This is a genomic window from Streptomyces sp. NPDC045968 (assembly GCF_056430475.1).
Genome location: NZ_JBWKLF010000008.1, coordinates 25356 through 42953, shown reverse-complemented (window position 1 = coordinate 42953; position 17598 = coordinate 25356). Strand labels below are relative to the sequence as shown.

The 17598-nt window shown below is 71.2% G+C and carries 15 protein-coding genes and 1 pseudogene; 8 read left to right on the top strand and 8 right to left on the bottom strand.

The genetic code is table 11. From position 1 onward, the window contains the following. Positions 1 to 42 precede the first annotated feature (42 nt). Positions 43 to 450 (top strand): SSI family serine proteinase inhibitor, encoded by a 408-nt coding sequence (locus AC07FA_RS22945; protein WP_479077853.1) that lies wholly within the window; start codon positions 43 to 45, stop codon positions 448 to 450. Between the two features lie 21 nt (positions 451 to 471). Here the strand turns inward: AC07FA_RS22945 and AC07FA_RS22940 are convergent, their stop codons facing one another. Together AC07FA_RS22940 and AC07FA_RS22935 are read right to left on the bottom strand one after the other, a co-directional pair. Further along, positions 472 to 843 (bottom strand): hypothetical protein, encoded by a 372-nt coding sequence (locus AC07FA_RS22940; RefSeq protein WP_479077852.1) that lies wholly within the window; start codon positions 841 to 843, stop codon positions 472 to 474. Between the two features lie 29 nt (positions 844 to 872). Beyond that, the gene (locus tag AC07FA_RS22935; protein WP_479077850.1) at positions 873 to 1370 is read right to left on the bottom strand and encodes a hypothetical protein; all 498 of its coding nucleotides are present in this window, start codon (positions 1368 to 1370) and stop codon (positions 873 to 875) included. A gap of 23 nt (positions 1371 to 1393) precedes the next feature. Between AC07FA_RS22935 and AC07FA_RS22930 the strand changes: the two are divergent. From AC07FA_RS22930 to AC07FA_RS22915, 4 genes and pseudogenes are all read left to right on the top strand, one after another. After that, a pseudogene (locus tag AC07FA_RS22930) lies at positions 1394 to 1573 on the top strand (SDR family oxidoreductase); the annotation flags it as partial. Between the two features lie 112 nt (positions 1574 to 1685). After that, positions 1686 to 3674 carry a serine/threonine-protein kinase gene (locus AC07FA_RS22925; protein WP_479077848.1) on the top strand — a complete coding sequence of 663 codons (1989 nt, stop codon included), beginning with the start codon at positions 1686 to 1688 and terminating at the stop codon, positions 3672 to 3674. 17 nt (positions 3675 to 3691) lie between these two features. Beyond that, a complete protein-coding gene (gene pip / locus AC07FA_RS22920; RefSeq protein ID WP_479077847.1) occupies positions 3692 to 4666 on the top strand; it encodes a prolyl aminopeptidase in 975 nt (324 codons plus the stop codon). Between the two features lie 64 nt (positions 4667 to 4730). Next, entirely contained in the window at positions 4731 to 5726 is a 996-nt protein-coding gene (locus AC07FA_RS22915; protein ID WP_479077846.1) for an aldo/keto reductase, read from the top strand. A gap of 142 nt (positions 5727 to 5868) precedes the next feature. Here AC07FA_RS22915 and thpR read toward each other — a convergent pair whose 3' ends face one another. The 3 genes from thpR to AC07FA_RS22900 form a co-directional block, all read right to left on the bottom strand. Continuing rightward, on the bottom strand, positions 5869 to 6432 hold the full coding sequence (gene thpR / locus AC07FA_RS22910; RefSeq protein WP_479077844.1) for an RNA 2',3'-cyclic phosphodiesterase: 564 nt from the start codon (positions 6430 to 6432) through the stop codon (positions 5869 to 5871). Between the two features lie 106 nt (positions 6433 to 6538). Continuing rightward, complete coding sequence (locus tag AC07FA_RS22905) at positions 6539 to 7873, bottom strand: MFS transporter (protein WP_479077843.1); 1335 nt, start codon at positions 7871 to 7873, stop codon at positions 6539 to 6541. Positions 7874 to 7963: 90 nt separating this feature from the next. Next, positions 7964 to 8404, bottom strand: a complete 441-nt coding sequence (locus AC07FA_RS22900; protein WP_479077842.1) for a MarR family winged helix-turn-helix transcriptional regulator — start codon at positions 8402 to 8404, stop codon at positions 7964 to 7966. 134 nt (positions 8405 to 8538) lie between these two features. Here AC07FA_RS22900 and AC07FA_RS22895 point away from each other — a divergent pair, with 134 nt between their 5' ends. Continuing rightward, positions 8539 to 8754 (top strand): hypothetical protein, encoded by a 216-nt coding sequence (locus tag AC07FA_RS22895; protein ID WP_328905128.1) that lies wholly within the window; start codon positions 8539 to 8541, stop codon positions 8752 to 8754. A 40-nt stretch (positions 8755 to 8794) separates the two neighbouring features. On the opposite strand, the gene AC07FA_RS22890 is transcribed toward AC07FA_RS22895, so the two are convergent. Continuing rightward, a complete protein-coding gene (locus tag AC07FA_RS22890; protein WP_479077840.1) occupies positions 8795 to 10249 on the bottom strand; it encodes an NCS2 family permease in 1455 nt (484 codons plus the stop codon). Positions 10250 to 10436: 187 nt separating this feature from the next. Between AC07FA_RS22890 and AC07FA_RS22885 the strand changes: the two genes are divergently transcribed. Both AC07FA_RS22885 and AC07FA_RS22880 read left to right on the top strand, forming a co-directional pair. After that, positions 10437 to 10715, top strand: coding sequence for a DUF2530 domain-containing protein (locus AC07FA_RS22885; RefSeq protein ID WP_479077839.1), 279 nt, complete (start codon positions 10437 to 10439; stop codon positions 10713 to 10715). Positions 10716 to 10745: 30 nt separating this feature from the next. Further along, positions 10746 to 13157, top strand: coding sequence for a cation-translocating P-type ATPase (locus AC07FA_RS22880; RefSeq protein WP_479077837.1), 2412 nt, complete (start codon positions 10746 to 10748; stop codon positions 13155 to 13157). A gap of 23 nt (positions 13158 to 13180) precedes the next feature. Here the strand turns inward: AC07FA_RS22880 and AC07FA_RS22875 are convergent, their stop codons facing one another. Both AC07FA_RS22875 and AC07FA_RS22870 read right to left on the bottom strand, forming a co-directional pair. Beyond that, entirely contained in the window at positions 13181 to 14056 is an 876-nt protein-coding gene (locus tag AC07FA_RS22875; protein ID WP_479077836.1) for a DUF5707 domain-containing protein, read from the bottom strand. 150 nt (positions 14057 to 14206) lie between these two features. Next, positions 14207 to 17419 (bottom strand): sacsin N-terminal ATP-binding-like domain-containing protein, encoded by a 3213-nt coding sequence (locus tag AC07FA_RS22870; protein ID WP_479077835.1) that lies wholly within the window; start codon positions 17417 to 17419, stop codon positions 14207 to 14209. Between the last annotated feature and the right edge of the window lie 179 nt (positions 17420 to 17598).

Below are 17598 nucleotides of genomic sequence, written 5' to 3'. Positions count from 1 at the left end.
ACACGCGGAGTGACGTGTTCACGGCCAGATCGTTAGCCGTCCATGAACAAGATCTCCGCCGCCGTCGCGGCCGCCCTCATCGGCATCGGCCTGGCCGGTGCGGCCCACGCCGCCCCCGCACCGTCCGGCGCCCCGTTCGCCGCCGAGGAATCCGAGCTGACCCTGTCCGTGAGCGGGGCCCAGGGGACCTGGTCCCGTGCCGTCGTGCTCACCTGTCCGGCCGCCGACAGCGCCGGCCACCCCGACCCGTGGGCCGCCTGCGGCGAGCTGACCGAGGCGGCCGGGGACTTCGACGCCCTGCCCGGCGATCCCCACCTGTGCACGAGGGAACACGAGCCGGTCACCGCCGCCGCGACCGGCAGGCATCAGGGCCGGCCCGTGATCTGGCAGAAGACCTACCCCAACGCCTGCGTGCTGGACGCCACGACCGGGACCGTTTTCCGCTTCTAGGGACAGAAGACCAGTCGCGGATCACGGCCGCACAGGGCGCGGCAGCGGCTGGCGCCAGTCGCCCAGCAGGGTGGAGAGGAACTGGCGGGCGAGGGTCCGGATCTCGTCCCAGGCGGGATCGTCGGCCAGCGCCTCCGCCCACGGGACCGTGCGACTGGCGGCGTCCATCTCGCCGACGCGGCGGCCGAGGGCCTGGAGGTCGCGCAGGTTCTCGGCGGCGAAGGCTCCCCGTTCCGTGAGTCCTTCGGCGATGAGGCAGCCGAACTCGACGTCGTCGGCCACCTCGTCCGTCCTCACCTGGCGCTCGCCCAGCCAGGCCAGCTGATCCCGGACGTCGGCGGCCAGGAGGGCCAGGAACAGGAGGGTCCAGGTCCGCTGGTGTTGGTCATCCATACGGACATGGTCGCACCGGGACTCCGCTGTCACCGCCCCGCCAACCGCTCCCCGCACTCGGCGCAGAACTTCGGCGCCGCACCTTCCGCGACCCGTCCGCACCCCGGGCAGACCCGGTCCAGCAGACAGGGGGCCTCCCCGCCCTCCGCCGCGACGGGTGCCGTGGCCGGGGGCGTGATCGACAGGCCCGGGCGGCGGCGGTGGACCGTCAGGTACGACAGGCCCTCCGGGCCCGCCGTCAGCGCGCGGCGGGACGTGCGGGGCAGCCAGGTCGCCGTCGTCGGGGTGAGGTCCAGGGCGGTGTCCGGGCCCGTCGTGAGACGGCCGGAGCCCGCGAGGACGACCAGGAGGACGTCCAAGGTGTTCTCCTGGTGCTCACCCACCTCCGCGTCCGCCGGGAGATGCACCAGATTGGCGTCCAACTCGCGCCCCGGTTCGGCCAGTTGCCACAACGAGCCGCGGTCGCCCGGGGCGGCGGAGGCGAGGACGTCGTCGAGTACGGCCAGTACGTGCGGGGTCGCGTTCACGGCGTCCAGGCTACGCCCGGACCGGTCCCGTGGACACGGGATGGGTGACCGAGGAGATCCAGGAGGCCTGTCGCGCGGCCACGCCGCTCGGCCGTCTCGGCACCCCGCAGGACACCGCGCACCTCGTGGAGTTCCTCTGCTCCCCGCAGGGACAGTGGGTCAACGGCCGCTTGCTGAAGAGCAACGGCGGTTCCGCTTCCTAGCGGAACGACGGGCCTGGATTTCGTCGTTGCCGAATCGCAAGTCGTCGCACCGCCTGCGGGTTTGGGTGAACGTCTACTGTGGCGTGATCACGAAGTGCACAGGGGGGGTCGTATGCCCGACGAAGACATGCCCGGCGGCGGTGCGGGTGACGGTTCCACCAGCGGTTCCGACGGCTGGGCGGATGCCCGCCTCCAGCGCGAGGCCGACGCCCAGACGGCGCAGCAGCCGCCCGAGACGGCGCAGCACAGCGGCCCTCCCGTGCCGGGCATGGTGATCAACGGCCGTTACGAGCTGCTGACGCCGATCGGCCACGGCGGCATGGGCGAGGTCTGGAAGGCCCACGACACGAAGCTCCGCCGCTTCGTCGCCCTCAAGGGGCTCCTCGACCGGAACGCCATGACCGGCACGCCGCAGGCCGAGGCGATGGCGCGGGCTCGCCGTGAGGCGCAGGCCATCGCCAAGATCGAGCACCCGAACGTGGTGACGGTCCACGACCAGGTGGAGACCGACCGCCAGGTCTGGATCGTGATGAAGCTGCTGGACGCCAGGAGCCTGGCGGAGCTGTTGCGGAGCGAGGAGACGCTCACCGTGCCGCGGGCGGCACGCATCGCGCTCCAGATCCTCCGGGGTCTGCGGGCGGTGCACGCGGCGGAGGTCGTCCACCGGGACGTGAAGCCGCACAACGTGGTCGTCGGCGAGGACGGGCAGGCGATCCTCGTGGACTTCGGCATCGCCACGTTCGGCGGGGCCCTGGCGGTCACCCAGGTGGGGGCGGTCATCGGCACCCCCGAATATCTGGCGCCCGAACTCTTCGACCCCTCGGCTCCCGCGCCCCGTACGGCCACACCCGCCTCGGACCTGTGGGCGCTGGGCATCACGCTGTACGAGATGGTCGAGGGCCGCACGCCCTTCCCCGGCCCGAACCAGTGGGAAGTGCAGGTGGCCATCGACACGTCACCGGTGCCGCCCTTCCAGTACGCAGGCCCCCTGGCCCCCGTCATCGAGGGGCTGTTGGCCCGGAATCCGCGGCAGCGCCTGACCGCGTCGCGGGCAGAGGAGATGCTCCAGCGGGTTCTTGACCCGCCGTCAGCGGACAGGGCCACCACGCCCGTCCCGGTTCCGGCAGCCCCTCCCGCCCCTGCGGACGGGCCGCGTCGGCCGAGTCGCAGGACCGCGCTGAAGTCGGGCGCGCTGGCGCTGGGCGTCGCCCTCCTGGCCGGCGCGGGCTGGGTCGTCCTGTCCAACAACGGCACCGACCCGGACGGGAACGACAGCAAGCGGCCCGGATCGCATCCGAACGTCACGAAGGAGCGGTGGAAGGAGACCCACCCCGTCCTGAAGATCGGCGTCAAGGACGACCAGCCGGGGCTGAGCAAGTACGACAGGAAGACGCAGAAGTACTCCGGTTACGACATCGACCTGGCCTACGAGATCGCGGAACGCATGGGGTACGAGCGCGGCGACGTCGACTTCATCACCGTCGCCACCGACTACCGGCCCACCGCGCTGAAGGTGAAGGCCGTGGACCTCGTCATCGCCTCGTACAGCATCACCCCGGAACGGAAGACCGCGCCCCCCGACGGCTACAGCGTCGACTTCGCGGGCCCGTACTACGAGGCGAGCCGGGGATTCCTGGTGCGGGAGAAGTCGAGCCGGTACGACATCAAGGACACCAGCGATCTTGAGACACTCAACGTCGAGGTGTGCACCGCCAGGGACTCCACGTATCAGAAGTGGCTCCCGGGGGCCGGGTTCAAGCTGGTGAAGTCGCCGCCCAACACCTACCAGGACTGCCTGGACAAGCTGCTCGACAAGACGTCGGACATCTACGCGGTGGCCTCGGACGACGTGATCCTGGCCGGGTACGTGAGGGACAACCCGGGCAAGGTGCGCCAGTTGGAGAACGTCGGGGGTGCGGAGGGGTACGGCGTGGGGATGCGCCCCAAGTCACCGCTCCTGAAGGGCGAGGTGTGCACCGCGCTCAGGGACATCCTGGCCGGCCAGGTCTGGGAGAACCTGTACAAGAAGAACCTGTCCCCGCTCACGGGCCGCAAGAACCCGCCCGGACTGCCGGACCTGACCGAGTGCAAGGGCTACTGAGCCCGGAAGGATTGTGCGTGGGCCGCGAGCCGGACCAGAAGTACCCGCCTGTCGAGCCGTACGACCACGGCATGCTCGACGTCGGCGACGGCAACCTCGTGTACTGGGAGGTCTGCGGCAACCCGGCGGGAAAGCCCGCGCTCGTCGTGCACGGCGGCCCGGGTTCCGGGTGCACCCCCCGGCCGAGGCAGTACTTCGACCCGGAGCGGTACCGGGTCGTCCTCTTCGACCAGCGCAACTGCGGCCGCTCCACCCCGCACGCGAGCGACCCGGCCACCGACATGCGGCACAACACGACGGCCCATCTGATCGCCGACATGGAGCGCCTGCGTACCCACCTCGGGATCGACAGGTGGCTGCTGTACGGGGGTTCCTGGGGCTCCACCCTGATCCTGGCGTACGCCGAGCAGCACCCGGAGCGGGTCTCGGAGATCGTGATCCCGGCGGTCACGACGACCCGCCGCAGCGAGATCGACTGGCTGTACCGGGGCGTCGGCGCCGTCTTCCCGGAGGCGTGGGACCGGTTCCGGGCGGGCGTACCGGAGGCGGCGGGACCCGGTGATCTCGTCGCCGCGTACGCGCGCAGGGCGCGGAGCCCCGACCCGGACGTCCGCGCGAGGGCGACGGCCGACTGGTGTGCCTGGGAGGACGCGGTGCTCTCCCAGGAGACGTACACGGGCCCTCCCCCGTACAGCGGCCGTCCGGGTCGCGCGCGGACGGCGCTCGTCCGGATCTGCTCCCACTACTTCTCGCACGGCGCCTGGCTGGAGGAGGGGCAGCTGATCCGCGACGCGGGCCGGCTGTCCGGCATCCCCGGCGTGCTGATCCACGGCCGCTTCGACCTGGGCAGCCCGCTGATCACCGCCTGGGAGCTGGCCAAGGCGTGGCCGGACGCCGAGCTGACCGTCATCGACGACGCGGGACATCTGGGCGGGGCGGCGACCAGCCGCGCGGTGCTGGCGGCGCTGGACCGCTTCGCGCGAGAGGCGTAACCCGGTCACCCGGTCTCCGGAGCCTCTTGCTTCGAGCGCGCTCGAAGGCGTTGGCTTGGGGGTCATGAAGTACACGCAGCTCGGACGCACGGGACTCAAGGTCAGCCGACTCGTCCTCGGGACGATGAACTTCGGACCGCAGACCAACGAGTCCGACAGCCACGCGATCATGGACTCCGCCCTGGAGGCGGGGGTCAACTTCTTCGACACCGCGAACGTCTACGGGTGGGGGGAGAACAAGGGACGTACCGAGGAGATCCTCGGTACGTGGTTCGCCGAGGGCGGCGACCGCCGCGACAAGGTCGTCCTCGCCACCAAGGTCTACGGCAACATGGCCGCCGACGGAGACGCCTGGCCGAACCACGACAAGCTCTCCGCGCTCAACATCCGCCGGTCCGTCGAGGCCAGCCTCAAGCGGCTCCAGACGGACCACATCGATCTGTACCAGTTCCACCACATCGACCGGTCGACCCCGGTCGACGAGATCTGGCAGGCCATCGACGTACTGATCCAGCAGGGCAAGATCCTGTACGCGGGCTCGTCCAACTTCCCCGGCTGGGGAATCGCCCAGGCGAACGAGACGGCCAAGCGGCTCGGTACGTACGGGCTGGTCAGCGAGCAGTGCATCTACAACCTGATGCAGCGCGGCGCCGAGATGGAGGTCATCCCGGCCGCGCAGGAGTACGGCCTCGGTGTCATCCCGTGGTCGCCGCTGCACGGCGGACTGCTCGGCGGCGCGATCCGCAAGGAGCGCGAGGGCGGCGGTGCCCGGTCCACCTCGGGCCGCTCGGGCGAGGCCCTGGCCGACCCGAAGGTGCGGGCGCAGATCCAGGCGTACGAGGATCTGCTCGACAAGCACGGCCTTGAGCCCGGCGAAGTGGGTCTGGCCTGGCTGCTGACCCGGCCGGGTGTCACCGGGCCGATCAGCGGCCCGCGCACACAGGAGCAGCTCGACTCGGCACTGCGCGCGATCGAGCTGGAACTGCCGGAAGAGGTGCTGGCCTCTTTGGAAGAGATCTTCCCGGGTCCGGGGCCGTCCCCGGAGAACTTCGCCTGGTAGCGGAGTGCGGTCAGGCGGCCGCCGTCGTCCTCATGCTCCGACGGCGGCCGCCACGGCGACGACGACGAACATGAGCACGAGCACGGCGGCCATGATGCGGTTTCTGGTCTTCGGGTCCACCCGTCGAGCGTAACCGCACCGCTCAGCGTCCCAGCCGCCAGGCCCGCACGACCTCGTAGCGCGGCTGCTCCCCCGGCACCCCGTCCACGGGCAGCCTGCTGTGGACGAGACTCAGCTCGTCCGCCTCCCAGCGCATCCCCTCGAAGCCGTCGAGCACGGCGGTGTACGGGGTCAGATCGGCCGGCAGCCGGCTGCGGGCGAGCGTCAGGTGCGCGGTGTAGCGGCGGTGCTCCTCCATGGACACGCCGGACCTCCGGGCCGCCGCGTCGGCGCGCTCGGCGAGCAGCCGCATGGTGTCGAGCCCGCCCGCGGCCCCGGCCCACAACGCCCGCCCGTCGAACCGGCCGGCACCGTGGACGCGCAGCGGGAAGGGGTCGGTGCGGTGGGCGGCGCGCTCCATGCGCCGGTACAGCTCGGGCAGCAGCTCCTCGTCCACCTCGCCGAGGAAGGCGAGGGTGTAGTGCCAGCTCTCCCGCGCGGTCCAGCGAAGGTCCAGGGCCCCGGGGAGCGCCCGGACGGGGGCGACGGCCCGGTACAGCTCCTCGACGGCCTCGGCGGGCGGCAGGACGGCGGCGAACAGTCTCATGCGCGGAGTCTGGCAGCCGCGGCCGGCCGGCGTTCTCCGGATACGCGAAACCCCCCTGTGTGCGAAACCGCCCCCCTCCCGGACGGGAGGGGGGCGGTTCTCTTCGTCACGCCGCCGTGGCCAGCTGCTCGCGCGGTACGAACCGCACGTGCGGGCGGCCCGGCCGCAGGTCGACCTTCAGGCGCAGACCGCCGACGCGGGCCAGGGCGAGGCCCACGCCCAGGGCGGCGAGCAGCGAGAAGACGCCGCCGGCCGCCATGCCGGTCCGGACCCCGTAGGCGTCGCTGATCCAGCCGACGATCGGGGCGCCCACCGGCGTACCCCCGGCGAACACCATCATGTAGAGGCTCATCACCCGGCCGCGCATCTCCGGATCGGCGGCCATCTGGACGCTCGTGTTCGCGGTGATGTTCGTGGTCAGGCCGAGCATGCCGATCGGGACCAGCAGCAGCGAGAACATCCAGACGGACGGCGATAGGGACGCGGTGATCAGCAGGAGACCGAACGCGCTGCCCGCGACCACCAGCATCCGCAGCCGCGTGGAGCGGCGGCGAGCGGCGAGGAGGGCTCCGGCGAGGGAGCCCAGCGCCATCAGGACGTTGAAGAACGAGTACATCCCGGCGCCGCCGTGGAAGATCTCGTCCGCGAAGGCCGTCAGCCAGATCGGGAAGTTGAAACCGAACGTGCCGACGAAGCCGACCAGGACGATCGGCCAGATCAGCTCCGGGCGGCCCGAGACGTACCGCAGGCCCTCCCTGAGCTGCCCCTTGGCGCGGGGCACGGTCACCGAGGCGTGCATCTCGCTCGCCCGCATCATCAGCAGGCAGACGAGCGGGGCGAGGAACGAAAGACCGTTGAACATGAAGGCCCAGCCGCTGCCGACCGTCGTGATCAGTACACCCGCGACGGCGGGGCCGATCAGCCGGGCGGACTGGAAGTTCGCGGAGTTCAGACTGACCGCGTTGCGCAGCTGCGCGGGACCGACCATCTCGGAGACGAACGACTGGCGGGCCGGGTTGTCAACCACGGTGACCATGCCGAGCAGGAAGGCGATCAGATAGACGTGCCAGACCTCGACGGCGCCGGAGAGCGTGAGGACGGCCAGCGCGAGACCGCACAGGCCGAGCATGGCCTGGCTGACGAGCAGGATCTGCTTCTTCGGGAGGCGGTCGGCGATCACGCCGCCGTACAGACCGAAGAGGAGCATCGGAAGAAACTGAAGCGCCGTCGTGATACCGACGGCGGTGGCGGACCCGGTGAGGCTCAGGACGAGCCAGTCCTGCGTGATGCGGGACATCCAGGTACCGGTGTTGGAGATCACGGCGCCCGTGGCGAACAGGCGGTAGTTACGGATCTTCAGCGACGAGAAGGTCCCGCCGGTCTTGCTCTCGTGGGTGGAAGTCGGTGCGGGGGCGGAGTCTGCTCCGGATCCCGTACTCAAAAGGGTTCGCCTCCTCGGGCGTAGACGGCGTGCTGCGTGACGGGAACGTGACGGCGGGCGCTCCGGCGGTGGTCCGGTGGCGCCCGTGGGTCACAGGTGGGCGAGCTTCTCCAGTACGGGCGCTGCGGCCCGCAGCGTCGCCCACTCGTCCTCGTCCAGGCCCTCGACGAGATGGGTCAGCCAGACGTTCCGCTTGGCGCGGCTCTCTTCGAGCATGGCTTCCGCCTGCTCGGTCTGGCTGACCATCTTCTGCCGACGGTCGTCGGGGTGCGGTTCCAGCCTGACCAGTCCCTTGGCTTCCAGCAACGCGACGATGCGGGTCATCGACGGGGGCTGTACGTGCTCCTTGCGGGCCAGCTCACCGGGGGTGGCGGAACCGCAGCGGGCGAGAGTGCCGAGCACCGACATTTCGGTGGGGCTCAGCGACTCGTCGACGCGCTGGTGCTTCAGTCGTCGGCTCAGCAGCATCACGGCGGAGCGAAGGGAGCTCACGGCGGCCGCACTGGCGCCGTCGTGGATCAGGTCAGGCATGTTCGTTAGCGTAACTCATTACCTACTCTAAAGACCACTTGGCCGTACGCAAACAAGAGACTGATCACTCGAACGAGTGAGCCGAATCCGGAAAGTGACGTGAAGGGCCCCTCCGGCCCGTAACCCTGCTTCCCATGGGATCGACAGTGCTCAGCCTGCGGATAGACGGTGAGCTGCTCGACCGGCTCCGGCAGCACGCCGCCAGACGGGGAATGAGCGTCCAGGACTACGTGGTCCGGACGCTCGTCCGCGACGATTTCGACGAACGCTTCAAGGCGGCCGTCGACGAGACGGAGAAGTTCTACGGGGCGGACCCCCGCCACGCCGACCCGGCCGACCGGGTCACGTAGCGGAGATCCGCCCCGTAGGGGTGAAGCGGGGAATGCCGGGTTACGTGAGTCCGAGCGCCGGCATCGCGTAGTAGAAGACGAAGACCGCCGACACCACGTACATGGCCACCGGGACCTCGCGGCCACGACCGGCCGCCAGCCGCAGCACACAGAACGCGATGAAGCCGATGCCGATGCCGTTGGTGATCGAGTACGTGAACGGCATCATCATCATGGCGAGGAACGCCGGAACCGCGAGCGTGTAGTCGCTCCAGTCGATGTCCCGTACCGAGCCCGCCAGGATCAGGAAGCCGACCGCCAGCAGCGCGGGGGTGGCCGCCTGCGACGGGACCATGGTCGCCAGCGGCGTCAGGAACAGCGCCACCGAGAACAGCAGACCGGTCACGACGCTCGCCAGCCCGGTGCGGGCCCCTTCGCCGACGCCCGCCGTGGACTCCACGAAGCAGGTGGACGCCGAGGAGGAGCTCGCACCGCCCGCGGCGACGGCGATGCCGTCGACGAGCAGCACCTTGTTGATGCCGGGGAAGTTGCCGTCCTTGTCCATCAGCTCGGCCTCGTCGCCGACACCGAGGATGGTGCCCATCGCGTCGAAGAAGCAGGACAGCAGCACGGTGAAGACGAAGAGGATGCCGGTGAGGTAGCCGACCTTCTCGAAGCCGCCGAACAGGCTGACCTGGCCGATCAGCCCGAAGTCGGGCGAGGCGACCGGATTGCCCGGCCACTCCGGCACCGTGAGGCCCCACGCCTGGCCCGGCAGGTCCGCGATCGCGTCGATGACCAGCGCGACGACCGTCATGGCCACGATGGAGATCAGGATCGCGCCCGGCACCTTGCGCACGATGAGCGCGAGGGTCAGCAGCGAACCGAGGACGAAGACCAGGACCGGCCAGCCGTTGAGGTGGCCGTCGCCGCCGAGCTGGAGCGGCACCGTGGTGTGGGCGAGGTCCGGGATACGGGAGACGAAGCCCGAGTCGACCAGCCCGATCAGCATGATGAAGAGACCGATACCGATCGCGATGCCCTTGCGGAGCGACTTCGGCACCGCGTTCATCACGCGTTCCCGCAGACCGGTCGCGACCAGGAGCATCACGACGACGCCCGCGAGGACCACCATGCCCATGGCGTCCGGCCAGCTCATCCGGGGGGCGAGCTGGAGGGCGACGACGGTGTTGACACCGAGGCCGGCGGCGAGGGCGATCGGCACGTTGCCGATGACGCCCATCAGGAGCGTGGAGAACGCGGCGGTCAGCACGGTGGCGGTGACCAGCTGACCGTTGTCGAGCTGGTTCCCGTACATGTCCTTCGCGCTGCCGAGGATGATCGGGTTCAGCACGATGATGTACGCCATCGCGAAGAAGGTGGCGAATCCGCCACGGACCTCGCGCGCGACCGACGAGCCCCGCTCGGAGATCTTGAAGAACCGGTCCAGGCCGCCGTGCGGCTGCGGAGCCGGCGGCTGCTCGGAATCGACCGGAGCGGTGGCCGAGGGGGACATGTGTGACCTCAGTCGACGTAGGAAGGGGAGAAAGGTGATCACTTTTGGACGTTCAGACGAATAAATCGAGACAGCCCAAAGCAGATTCAGTATGAATACATAAGTCGAAGATCGCTATCTCCGCGCGTAGACCCTTGGGCCGACCGGCCCGACGGGCCCTGCGCACGGCCCCCCATACACTGAGGCCATGGAGAAGTGGACACCGAAGCACGAGGCGCCCGAGCCCTTGGAGGGCCCCGTCGTCGCCACCATCACGGGCGGCACGATCCTCTGGTTCGTCCTCTTCCTCGTCCAGCTGCCCTTCTACGGCTGGTTCGACGACCACGGGCACACCTGGTGGGCCTGGACCCCGCTGGCCGGTGCCGGCCTCGGGCTGATCGGGATCTGGTACGTACGGGGCCGCGAAGCCGCCCTCAAGCGCGCAGCCGCCGCTCCGCCCGCGACGGAAGGCACGCCCGGCGGGTGAATGAGGCGTTCCGCCCTTACGGTCGGAACCATGACGCAGCGGATCGACGCCGGCTCCGAACTCGACCCCGTACACCCGATGCGGCCGCCTGCCTCCGCCCGCCGCACCAACGGCCTCACGACGGCCGAGGTCGCCGAACGGATCGCGCGGGGCGAGGTCAACGACGTACCGGTGCGCTCCTCGCGCTCCGTCACCGAGATCGTCCGCGCGAACGTCTTCACCCGCTTCAACCTGATCATCGGCGTGCTCTGGGTGATCATGCTGTTCGTCGCGCCGATCCAGGACAGCCTCTTCGGCTTCGTGATCATCGCCAACACCGGGATCGGCATCATCCAGGAGTGGCGCGCCAAGAAGACCCTCGACGGACTCGCCGTCATCGGCGAGGCGAAACCCACCGTGCGGCGCGACGGGACGGCCGCCGAGCTCTCCACTTCCTCGATCGTCCTGGGTGACGTCATCGAGCTGGGCCCCGGCGACAAGGTCGTCGTGGACGGCACCGTCGCGGAGGCCGACAGCCTGGAGGTCGACGAGTCGCTGCTCACCGGCGAGGCCGACCCCGTGCTCAAGCAGCCCGGCGACCAGGTGATGTCCGGGAGCTTCGTCGTCGCGGGCGGCGGCGCGTTCACCGCCACCAAGGTCGGCCGCGAGGCGTACGCCGCCCAGCTCGCGGAGGAGGCGTCCCGCTTCACCCTCGTCCGCTCCGAGCTGCGCAGCGGCATCTCCACCATCCTCAAGTACGTCACCTGGATGATGGTGCCGACCTCGATCGGGCTGATCATCAGCCAGCTCGTCGTCAAGGACAACAACTTCAAGGACTCGGTGGCCCGCACCGTCGGCGGCATCGTCCCGATGATCCCCGAGGGCCTGGTCCTGCTCACCTCCGTCGCCTTCGCGATCGGGGTCGTACGCCTGGGCCGCAAGCAGTGCCTCGTCCAGGAACTCCCCGCCATCGAGGGCCTGGCCCGCGTCGACGTGGTGTGCCTGGACAAGACCGGCACGCTCACCGAGGGCGGCATGGACGTCACCGAGACCCGGCCGCTCAACGGTTCCGACGAGGCGTACGTACAGCAGGTGCTGGGCGCCCTCGGCGCGTCCGACCCCCGGCCCAACGCCAGCCTCCAGGCGATCATCGACAGCTACCCGGAGGGCGGCGACTGGCAGTGCACCCGGACGCTGCCGTTCTCCTCGGCCCGCAAATACAGCGGCGCCGTGTTCGACGAGGGCGGCGGCCGGACCTCGACCTGGCTGCTCGGCGCCCCCGATGTGCTGCTGCCGGACCAGGACCCCACGCTCACCGAGATCGAGCACCTCAACGAGCAGGGCCTGCGGGTGCTGCTCCTCGCGCGGGCGAGCGGCGAACCGGACGCGCCGGACGTCGCGGACGGGGCCGTACCGACCGCGCTCGTCGTGCTGGAGCAGCGGCTGCGGCCGGACGCCCGGGACACCCTGGCCTACTTCGCCGAACAGAACGTCGCCGTGAAGGTCATCTCAGGCGACAACGCCGTCTCGGTCGGCGCGGTCGCCCAGAAGCTCGGCCTGGCGGGCGCGGAACACACCCTGGACGCCCGCAGGCTGCCCACCGACCCCGACGACATGGCCACGGCCATGGAACAGAACGCGGTCTTCGGGCGGGTCACCCCCCAGCAGAAGCGGGACATGGTCGCCGCCCTCCAGTCACGCGGCCACACGGTCGCGATGACCGGCGACGGCGTCAACGACGTGCTCGCGCTGAAGGACTCGGACATCGGGGTCTCGATGGGCTCGGGCTCGGAGGCGACCCGCGCCGTGGCGCAGATCGTGCTGCTGAACAACAGCTTCGCGACGCTGCCGTCCGTCGTGGCCGAGGGCCGCCGGGTCATCGGCAACATCACCCGGGTCGCCACGCTGTTCCTGACGAAGACGGTCTACTCGGTGCTGCTGGCGGTCCTGGTGGTCTGCTTCCAGGTGGAGTACCCGTTCCTGCCCAGGCACCTGACGCTGCTGTCGACGCTCACGATCGGCGTGCCCGCGTTCTTCCTGGCCCTGGCCCCGAACAAGGAGCGGGCCCAGCCGCGCTTCGTACGCCGGGTGATGCGGTACGCGATTCCCTCGGGCGTCATCGCGGCGGCGGCCACCTTCGCCACGTATCTGGTGGCGCGGCACGCCTACGCGGGCGCCGGTGCCCTGAGCGCCGAGACGAGCGCGGCGACACTCACGCTGTTCCTCGTCTCGATGTGGGTCCTGGCGATCATCGCCCGCCCGTACACGCTGTGGCGGATCTGTCTGGTCGCCGCGATGGGGCTGGCGTTCCTGATCGTGCTGGTCGTGCCGTGGCTCCAGGACTTCTTCGCCCTGAAGCTGGTGGGTGCGTCCATGCCGTGGACTGCGGTGGGGATCGCGGCGGTGGCGGCGGCTGCCCTGGAATTCGCCTGGCGACTGGTCAGCCGCCGCTTTCCCGCTTAGTGCTGGTTGGTGCTCGGTGCTGGTTAGCGCACGTCGAGGTAGTCACCGGCGGCCGAGACGGCCGGGGTGGTGGACGTACCCGCGAACGAGTAGCGCCAGTAGCCGTCCGCCGACGCCGTGACCGAGGTCTTCAGCGTGCCGGTGGAGCTCGACGTGACGGTCTTGACCGTCGTGTAGGTGGAGGTGCCCGCCTTGCGGAACTGGAGCTTCACGGGCTGGTTGGTGTAGCCCATGTATGTGCCGGTCTCCCAGTTGGCGCGCGTCAGCTTGCCGGTGACCGTGAGGGCCTTGCCCTTGACGACAGGCTCGGGGCCGGCGTTGGCGACCAGCTTCGAGAAGCGCTGGACACGGGTCTTGGAGTAGTAGTCGTTCCAGGTGAAGTCTTCGTCGCTGCCGGTGTCGGCGAGCGCGCCGGCGGTGACGTTCCACGTACCGGCCAGTGCGTTCTTGTACAGGTCGAGCGTCGGGTCGGCCGTGATCGTCATCTTGCAGGTGGCCGTGGTGGCGCTGGCGTCGACGCAGGTCGCCTGGCCCTCGTTCGGGAAGAGGACGCCGTCGACGTTGTCGACGCTCGAACCGTGCCACAGCGACACGTGTGCGTCGGCGATGCCCGACGGGGAGGAGGCGGTGACCGACACGGTGTACGTCTGCGGGGACTTGGTGCCCGCGACGAGGCTCTTGCCGCCGTTCACGACGACCTTGGAGATCACGGGGACCTCCGCGGCGGCGGCGGGCGCCACGGCCCCGAAGGTGGCCGGGACCTTCGCGCCGAACACCTCGGCCGCGGTGGGCTTGTGCAGGTCGGGGGTCCCCTGGCCGTCGGCCTGCGCGGCCGGGACGACGAGGGCCGACAGAGCCAGGGCGCCGGAGACAGCGGCAACGGTGGCACGAATACGCATGTGTTCCCCAGTGGAGAAAGGGGCCCCGTGGTATGTGGCTTGCCTGACGGGACCCGTCTGATCTGTGAGTCTGCTGACTCAGCAGAACAGACGAGCGTCAGCTTCGAATGGTTGTACGCCTGAAACCCTTGATGTGCAGGTCACACGCCCTCAGTCGAACCAGCGGTCCCGCGCCAGCTCCTCCGTACGCGACGGGTCCTCCAGCAGCGCCGCCACCTCGAAGCGGCGCGGCCACTGCCCCGCCGCCCAGGCGAGCCCGGCCGCGACCCCCTCCAGCGTGGCGGCGTGCACCACCCCGTCCGGGGTGCGGCGCCAGTCCAGCTCGACGCCGCCCGCACGCAGCTCGCCGTGCTCGATGTACGTGTCAGGGGTCCCGGCGCCGAGCAGGGTCCGTACCGGCTCCGGTACGCGGTGCTCCTCGCCCTCACTCGTCACCTCGGCCTCGATCGTCTCGCCGAGCCGCCGCACCTGAAGCAGTTCCGCGAGCTCGGCCGCGCGCGCCGGAGCCACCGGCAGCAGCGGCAGCCCCGCGGTGAGCGGCAGTACGTCCGGCGCGTCGGCGATCACCGCGTCCGCCGCGTCGACGACCCGTACCTCGTCGTCGACCACGGCCCGCAGCTCCTCCGGCAGCGTGACCTGGTCCGGGTCGAGCTCGGCGAGGGCGGTGTAGAGCGCGTGCAGCTGTACGGGGCCGACGGGACGGTCCTCGTCCGCGAGCCGGCCCAGCAGCTCGGCCGCGCCGCCCGGTTCGTCGAGGAGGGCGGCCACGGAAGTCCGTACGCCGAGCGCGCGCAGCACCTGCGCGTCGTCGAAGCCGGTCGCGTCGACGGAGTCGTAGAGCCCGGCCAGCCGCGGGTCGCCGCCCGCCGCACGCAGGCCCGCGGGCCTGCGGCCGTCGAGCACCGGGTGGTCACGCAGCCACCAGGCGGTGTACGGCCGCACCGACTGGGTGGTGCCGTCCGGGAGCAGCACCCGCACCGGCTGGGTCAGCGCGTCGCGCAGCGGGGGCCGGGCGAGCATGGCGAGGGCCTGCGGCCAGGCGTCGTCGTCGACGAGGTCCAGGTCGCGGACGGCGACCAGCTCCGTGGCGACCGGCGGCACCGGCGTCTCCGGCAGCTGGTCGAGCACGTCCTCGCACCACACGTCGACGGCGTCGAGCAGCCCGGCGTCGTCCGGTTCGGCGAAATCGCTGTCGCGGGGCTCCAGTTCGTCCGGGTCCAGGACCACGTCGGTGGTCCGTACGAGAGCGAACGTGGCCAGCACCCCGCACGCGGTGAGCGGCTGCTCGCCCCAGCGGTCGGCCAGTTCCTGGTCGCAGAGGGCGAGTTCGCCCTCCCGCATGATCTGGGCGAACGGGCTCGCGGGCAGGACGAGTTCACCGGCGGGCGCCGGTTCGCCGTCCTCGTCGGGGAGGGCGAGCGCCCCGAGCCAGGGCTCGTCGCCGGGGGCGAGCTCGGCGTCGCGTACGAGCGTGAGGACGGTCTCCGCGAGTTCGTCGCCGTCCAGCGCGTCCTCGTCCCACACCTCGCCCGCGTCCAGCGAACCGGCGACGGCGGCCCGCACCTGCGGGGTCGTCAGTACGGCGCGCGGGGTCGCGGGCAGGGCGCCCAGCTTCTCCAGGAGCGGGTGCGCGGCGTCGGGGTGGGCGACCTTCAGCCCGAGGCGCGCCAGCCGGGCCAGGACGGGACCGGTGAGGGCGTCCGGGAGCGGCAGGAGGACCTGGCGGGGGCCGATGGTGGTGCGGGGGGCCTCGTGGGCCGGGGCGCCGGGGTCCCCGGCGAGCGGGACGGGCAGCCCGGAGAGCCGGTCGGGGTCGATACCGGCCAGGCTGTCGTAGAGCCGCCGCCACCAGGCCGGTTCGCGTTCGAGTCCGGCGAGGCGGTCGATGGCTTCGGTCAGCGGGACCCGGGCGACGCCGAGGCTGCGCAGCTCGGTGCGGCGCTCAAGTCCTGCGGGCAGCAGGCAGGGCAGCACCTCGGCGAGCACCTGCACGGTCTCCGCGCCGACGCCCTCCACGACCTCGGCCTCGACGGGGCGCAACGCGGTGGTGGTCCGTCCGGGGCCGCCCTCACCCGGGGCCTCCCAGCTGTCCCACTGGTCCGGCTCGACCGACGGGTCGCGGGGCGCTGCGGGCGCCAGGAAGGCGATACGGGGCAGCCGTTCCAGGATCGCGCCGCGCAGCGCGCCGTCCAGTTCGCCCTTGCCGAGCGGTCCGGGAACCAGTCCGATCGTGGCGGTGGACACGGGCTGCCACTCGGCCAGCAGCTCCGCGTACGCGTCGGCCGCGCGCTGCACCAGGTAGTCGGTGAGCGGGCCGGGGGCGGGGTGGCGGCGGGCCGTGTCCAGGGGCAGCGAGGCGATGAGCAGGGCGGGCACGCCGAGGGGTTCGTCGGTGGGCGTGGGGGCGTGGACGACGGCGGCGGTACGCGGGGACTGCGGCGCCCCTTCCGCGTCCACGGGGACGGCCCAGGTGACCGACCAGTGCGGACGCAGCCGTTCCTCGACGGGCCGGTCGGCGAGCAGAGCGGGCTCGATGGGGCCGTGGACGGAGACGGTGCGCCAGCGGCTGAGGCCGCGCGCGGAGTCGTCGATGTGGGTGTACGCGCCGTGCCGGGAGCGGCGCAACGTCCGTACGCCCTCCGGGGTTTCGACGACGATCTCTTCGAGACCGGGGAGTGTGAGCAGCAGGGCGTCGTCGACGGCGGCGAGGAGCCGGTCGACGAGATCCTCGGCGCCGGCGTCGCGCAGCGGGAGGACGACGACCGTGTCGTACCCCTCGGGTGCGGTGCCCTCGGCGGGCAGCGGGAGCCGGAGCAGTGGTACGTGGCCGTCGCGGCGGCGCAGCTCGTCCCCGAGGCCGGGGCTGCCGACGGCGGCGCGTCCTGCGAGTTCGCGCGCCTCGGGGAGGGACCAGCGGACACCGCCGTGCCGGCCGATGACGGCGGGCTCGTCGCTGACGGCGAGCACCGCGGCGAACCCGACGCCGAACCGGCCGACGGCGGAGTCGTGCCCGTCCCGCTTCGCGGAGGCGCGCAGGGTGCTCAGCGACTCGACGCCGGTCGCGTCGAGCGGGGCGCCGGTGTTGGCCGCGGCGAGGACGGCGGGCGTGTCCTGCGCGTGGGGGCCGGTGTCCGCGGGGTGCAGGGTCAGGCGGAGGCGGCCGGGTACGCCGGCGCGGGCGGCGGCGTCCGCGGCGTTCTGGGCCAGCTCGACGACGAGGCGGTCGCGGTAGCCGCCGAGCGCGAGGTCCTCCTCGGCGTTGGCGTCCTCCCGGAACCGGGCGGGGCCGGCGCCCCAGGCGTCGAGCACCCCGCGCCGCAGCCGTGCCGTTCCGAACGGATCGGCGCCCTCGGTCGCATTCATGCCCACGCTCTGACTCCGCTCTGTCCGGCGGGTACCCGGTGTACCCATGACGCCAGTGTGCGCCCGAAGGTACCGCGCCCCCGCGCCGCCCGACGCGGACCGCGTGCCCGGCTGACCGGATGTCCTCAATCGCCGGAAGGGCTTGACCCGACCGCCTACCCGGGTCCGCCGAGTTGACG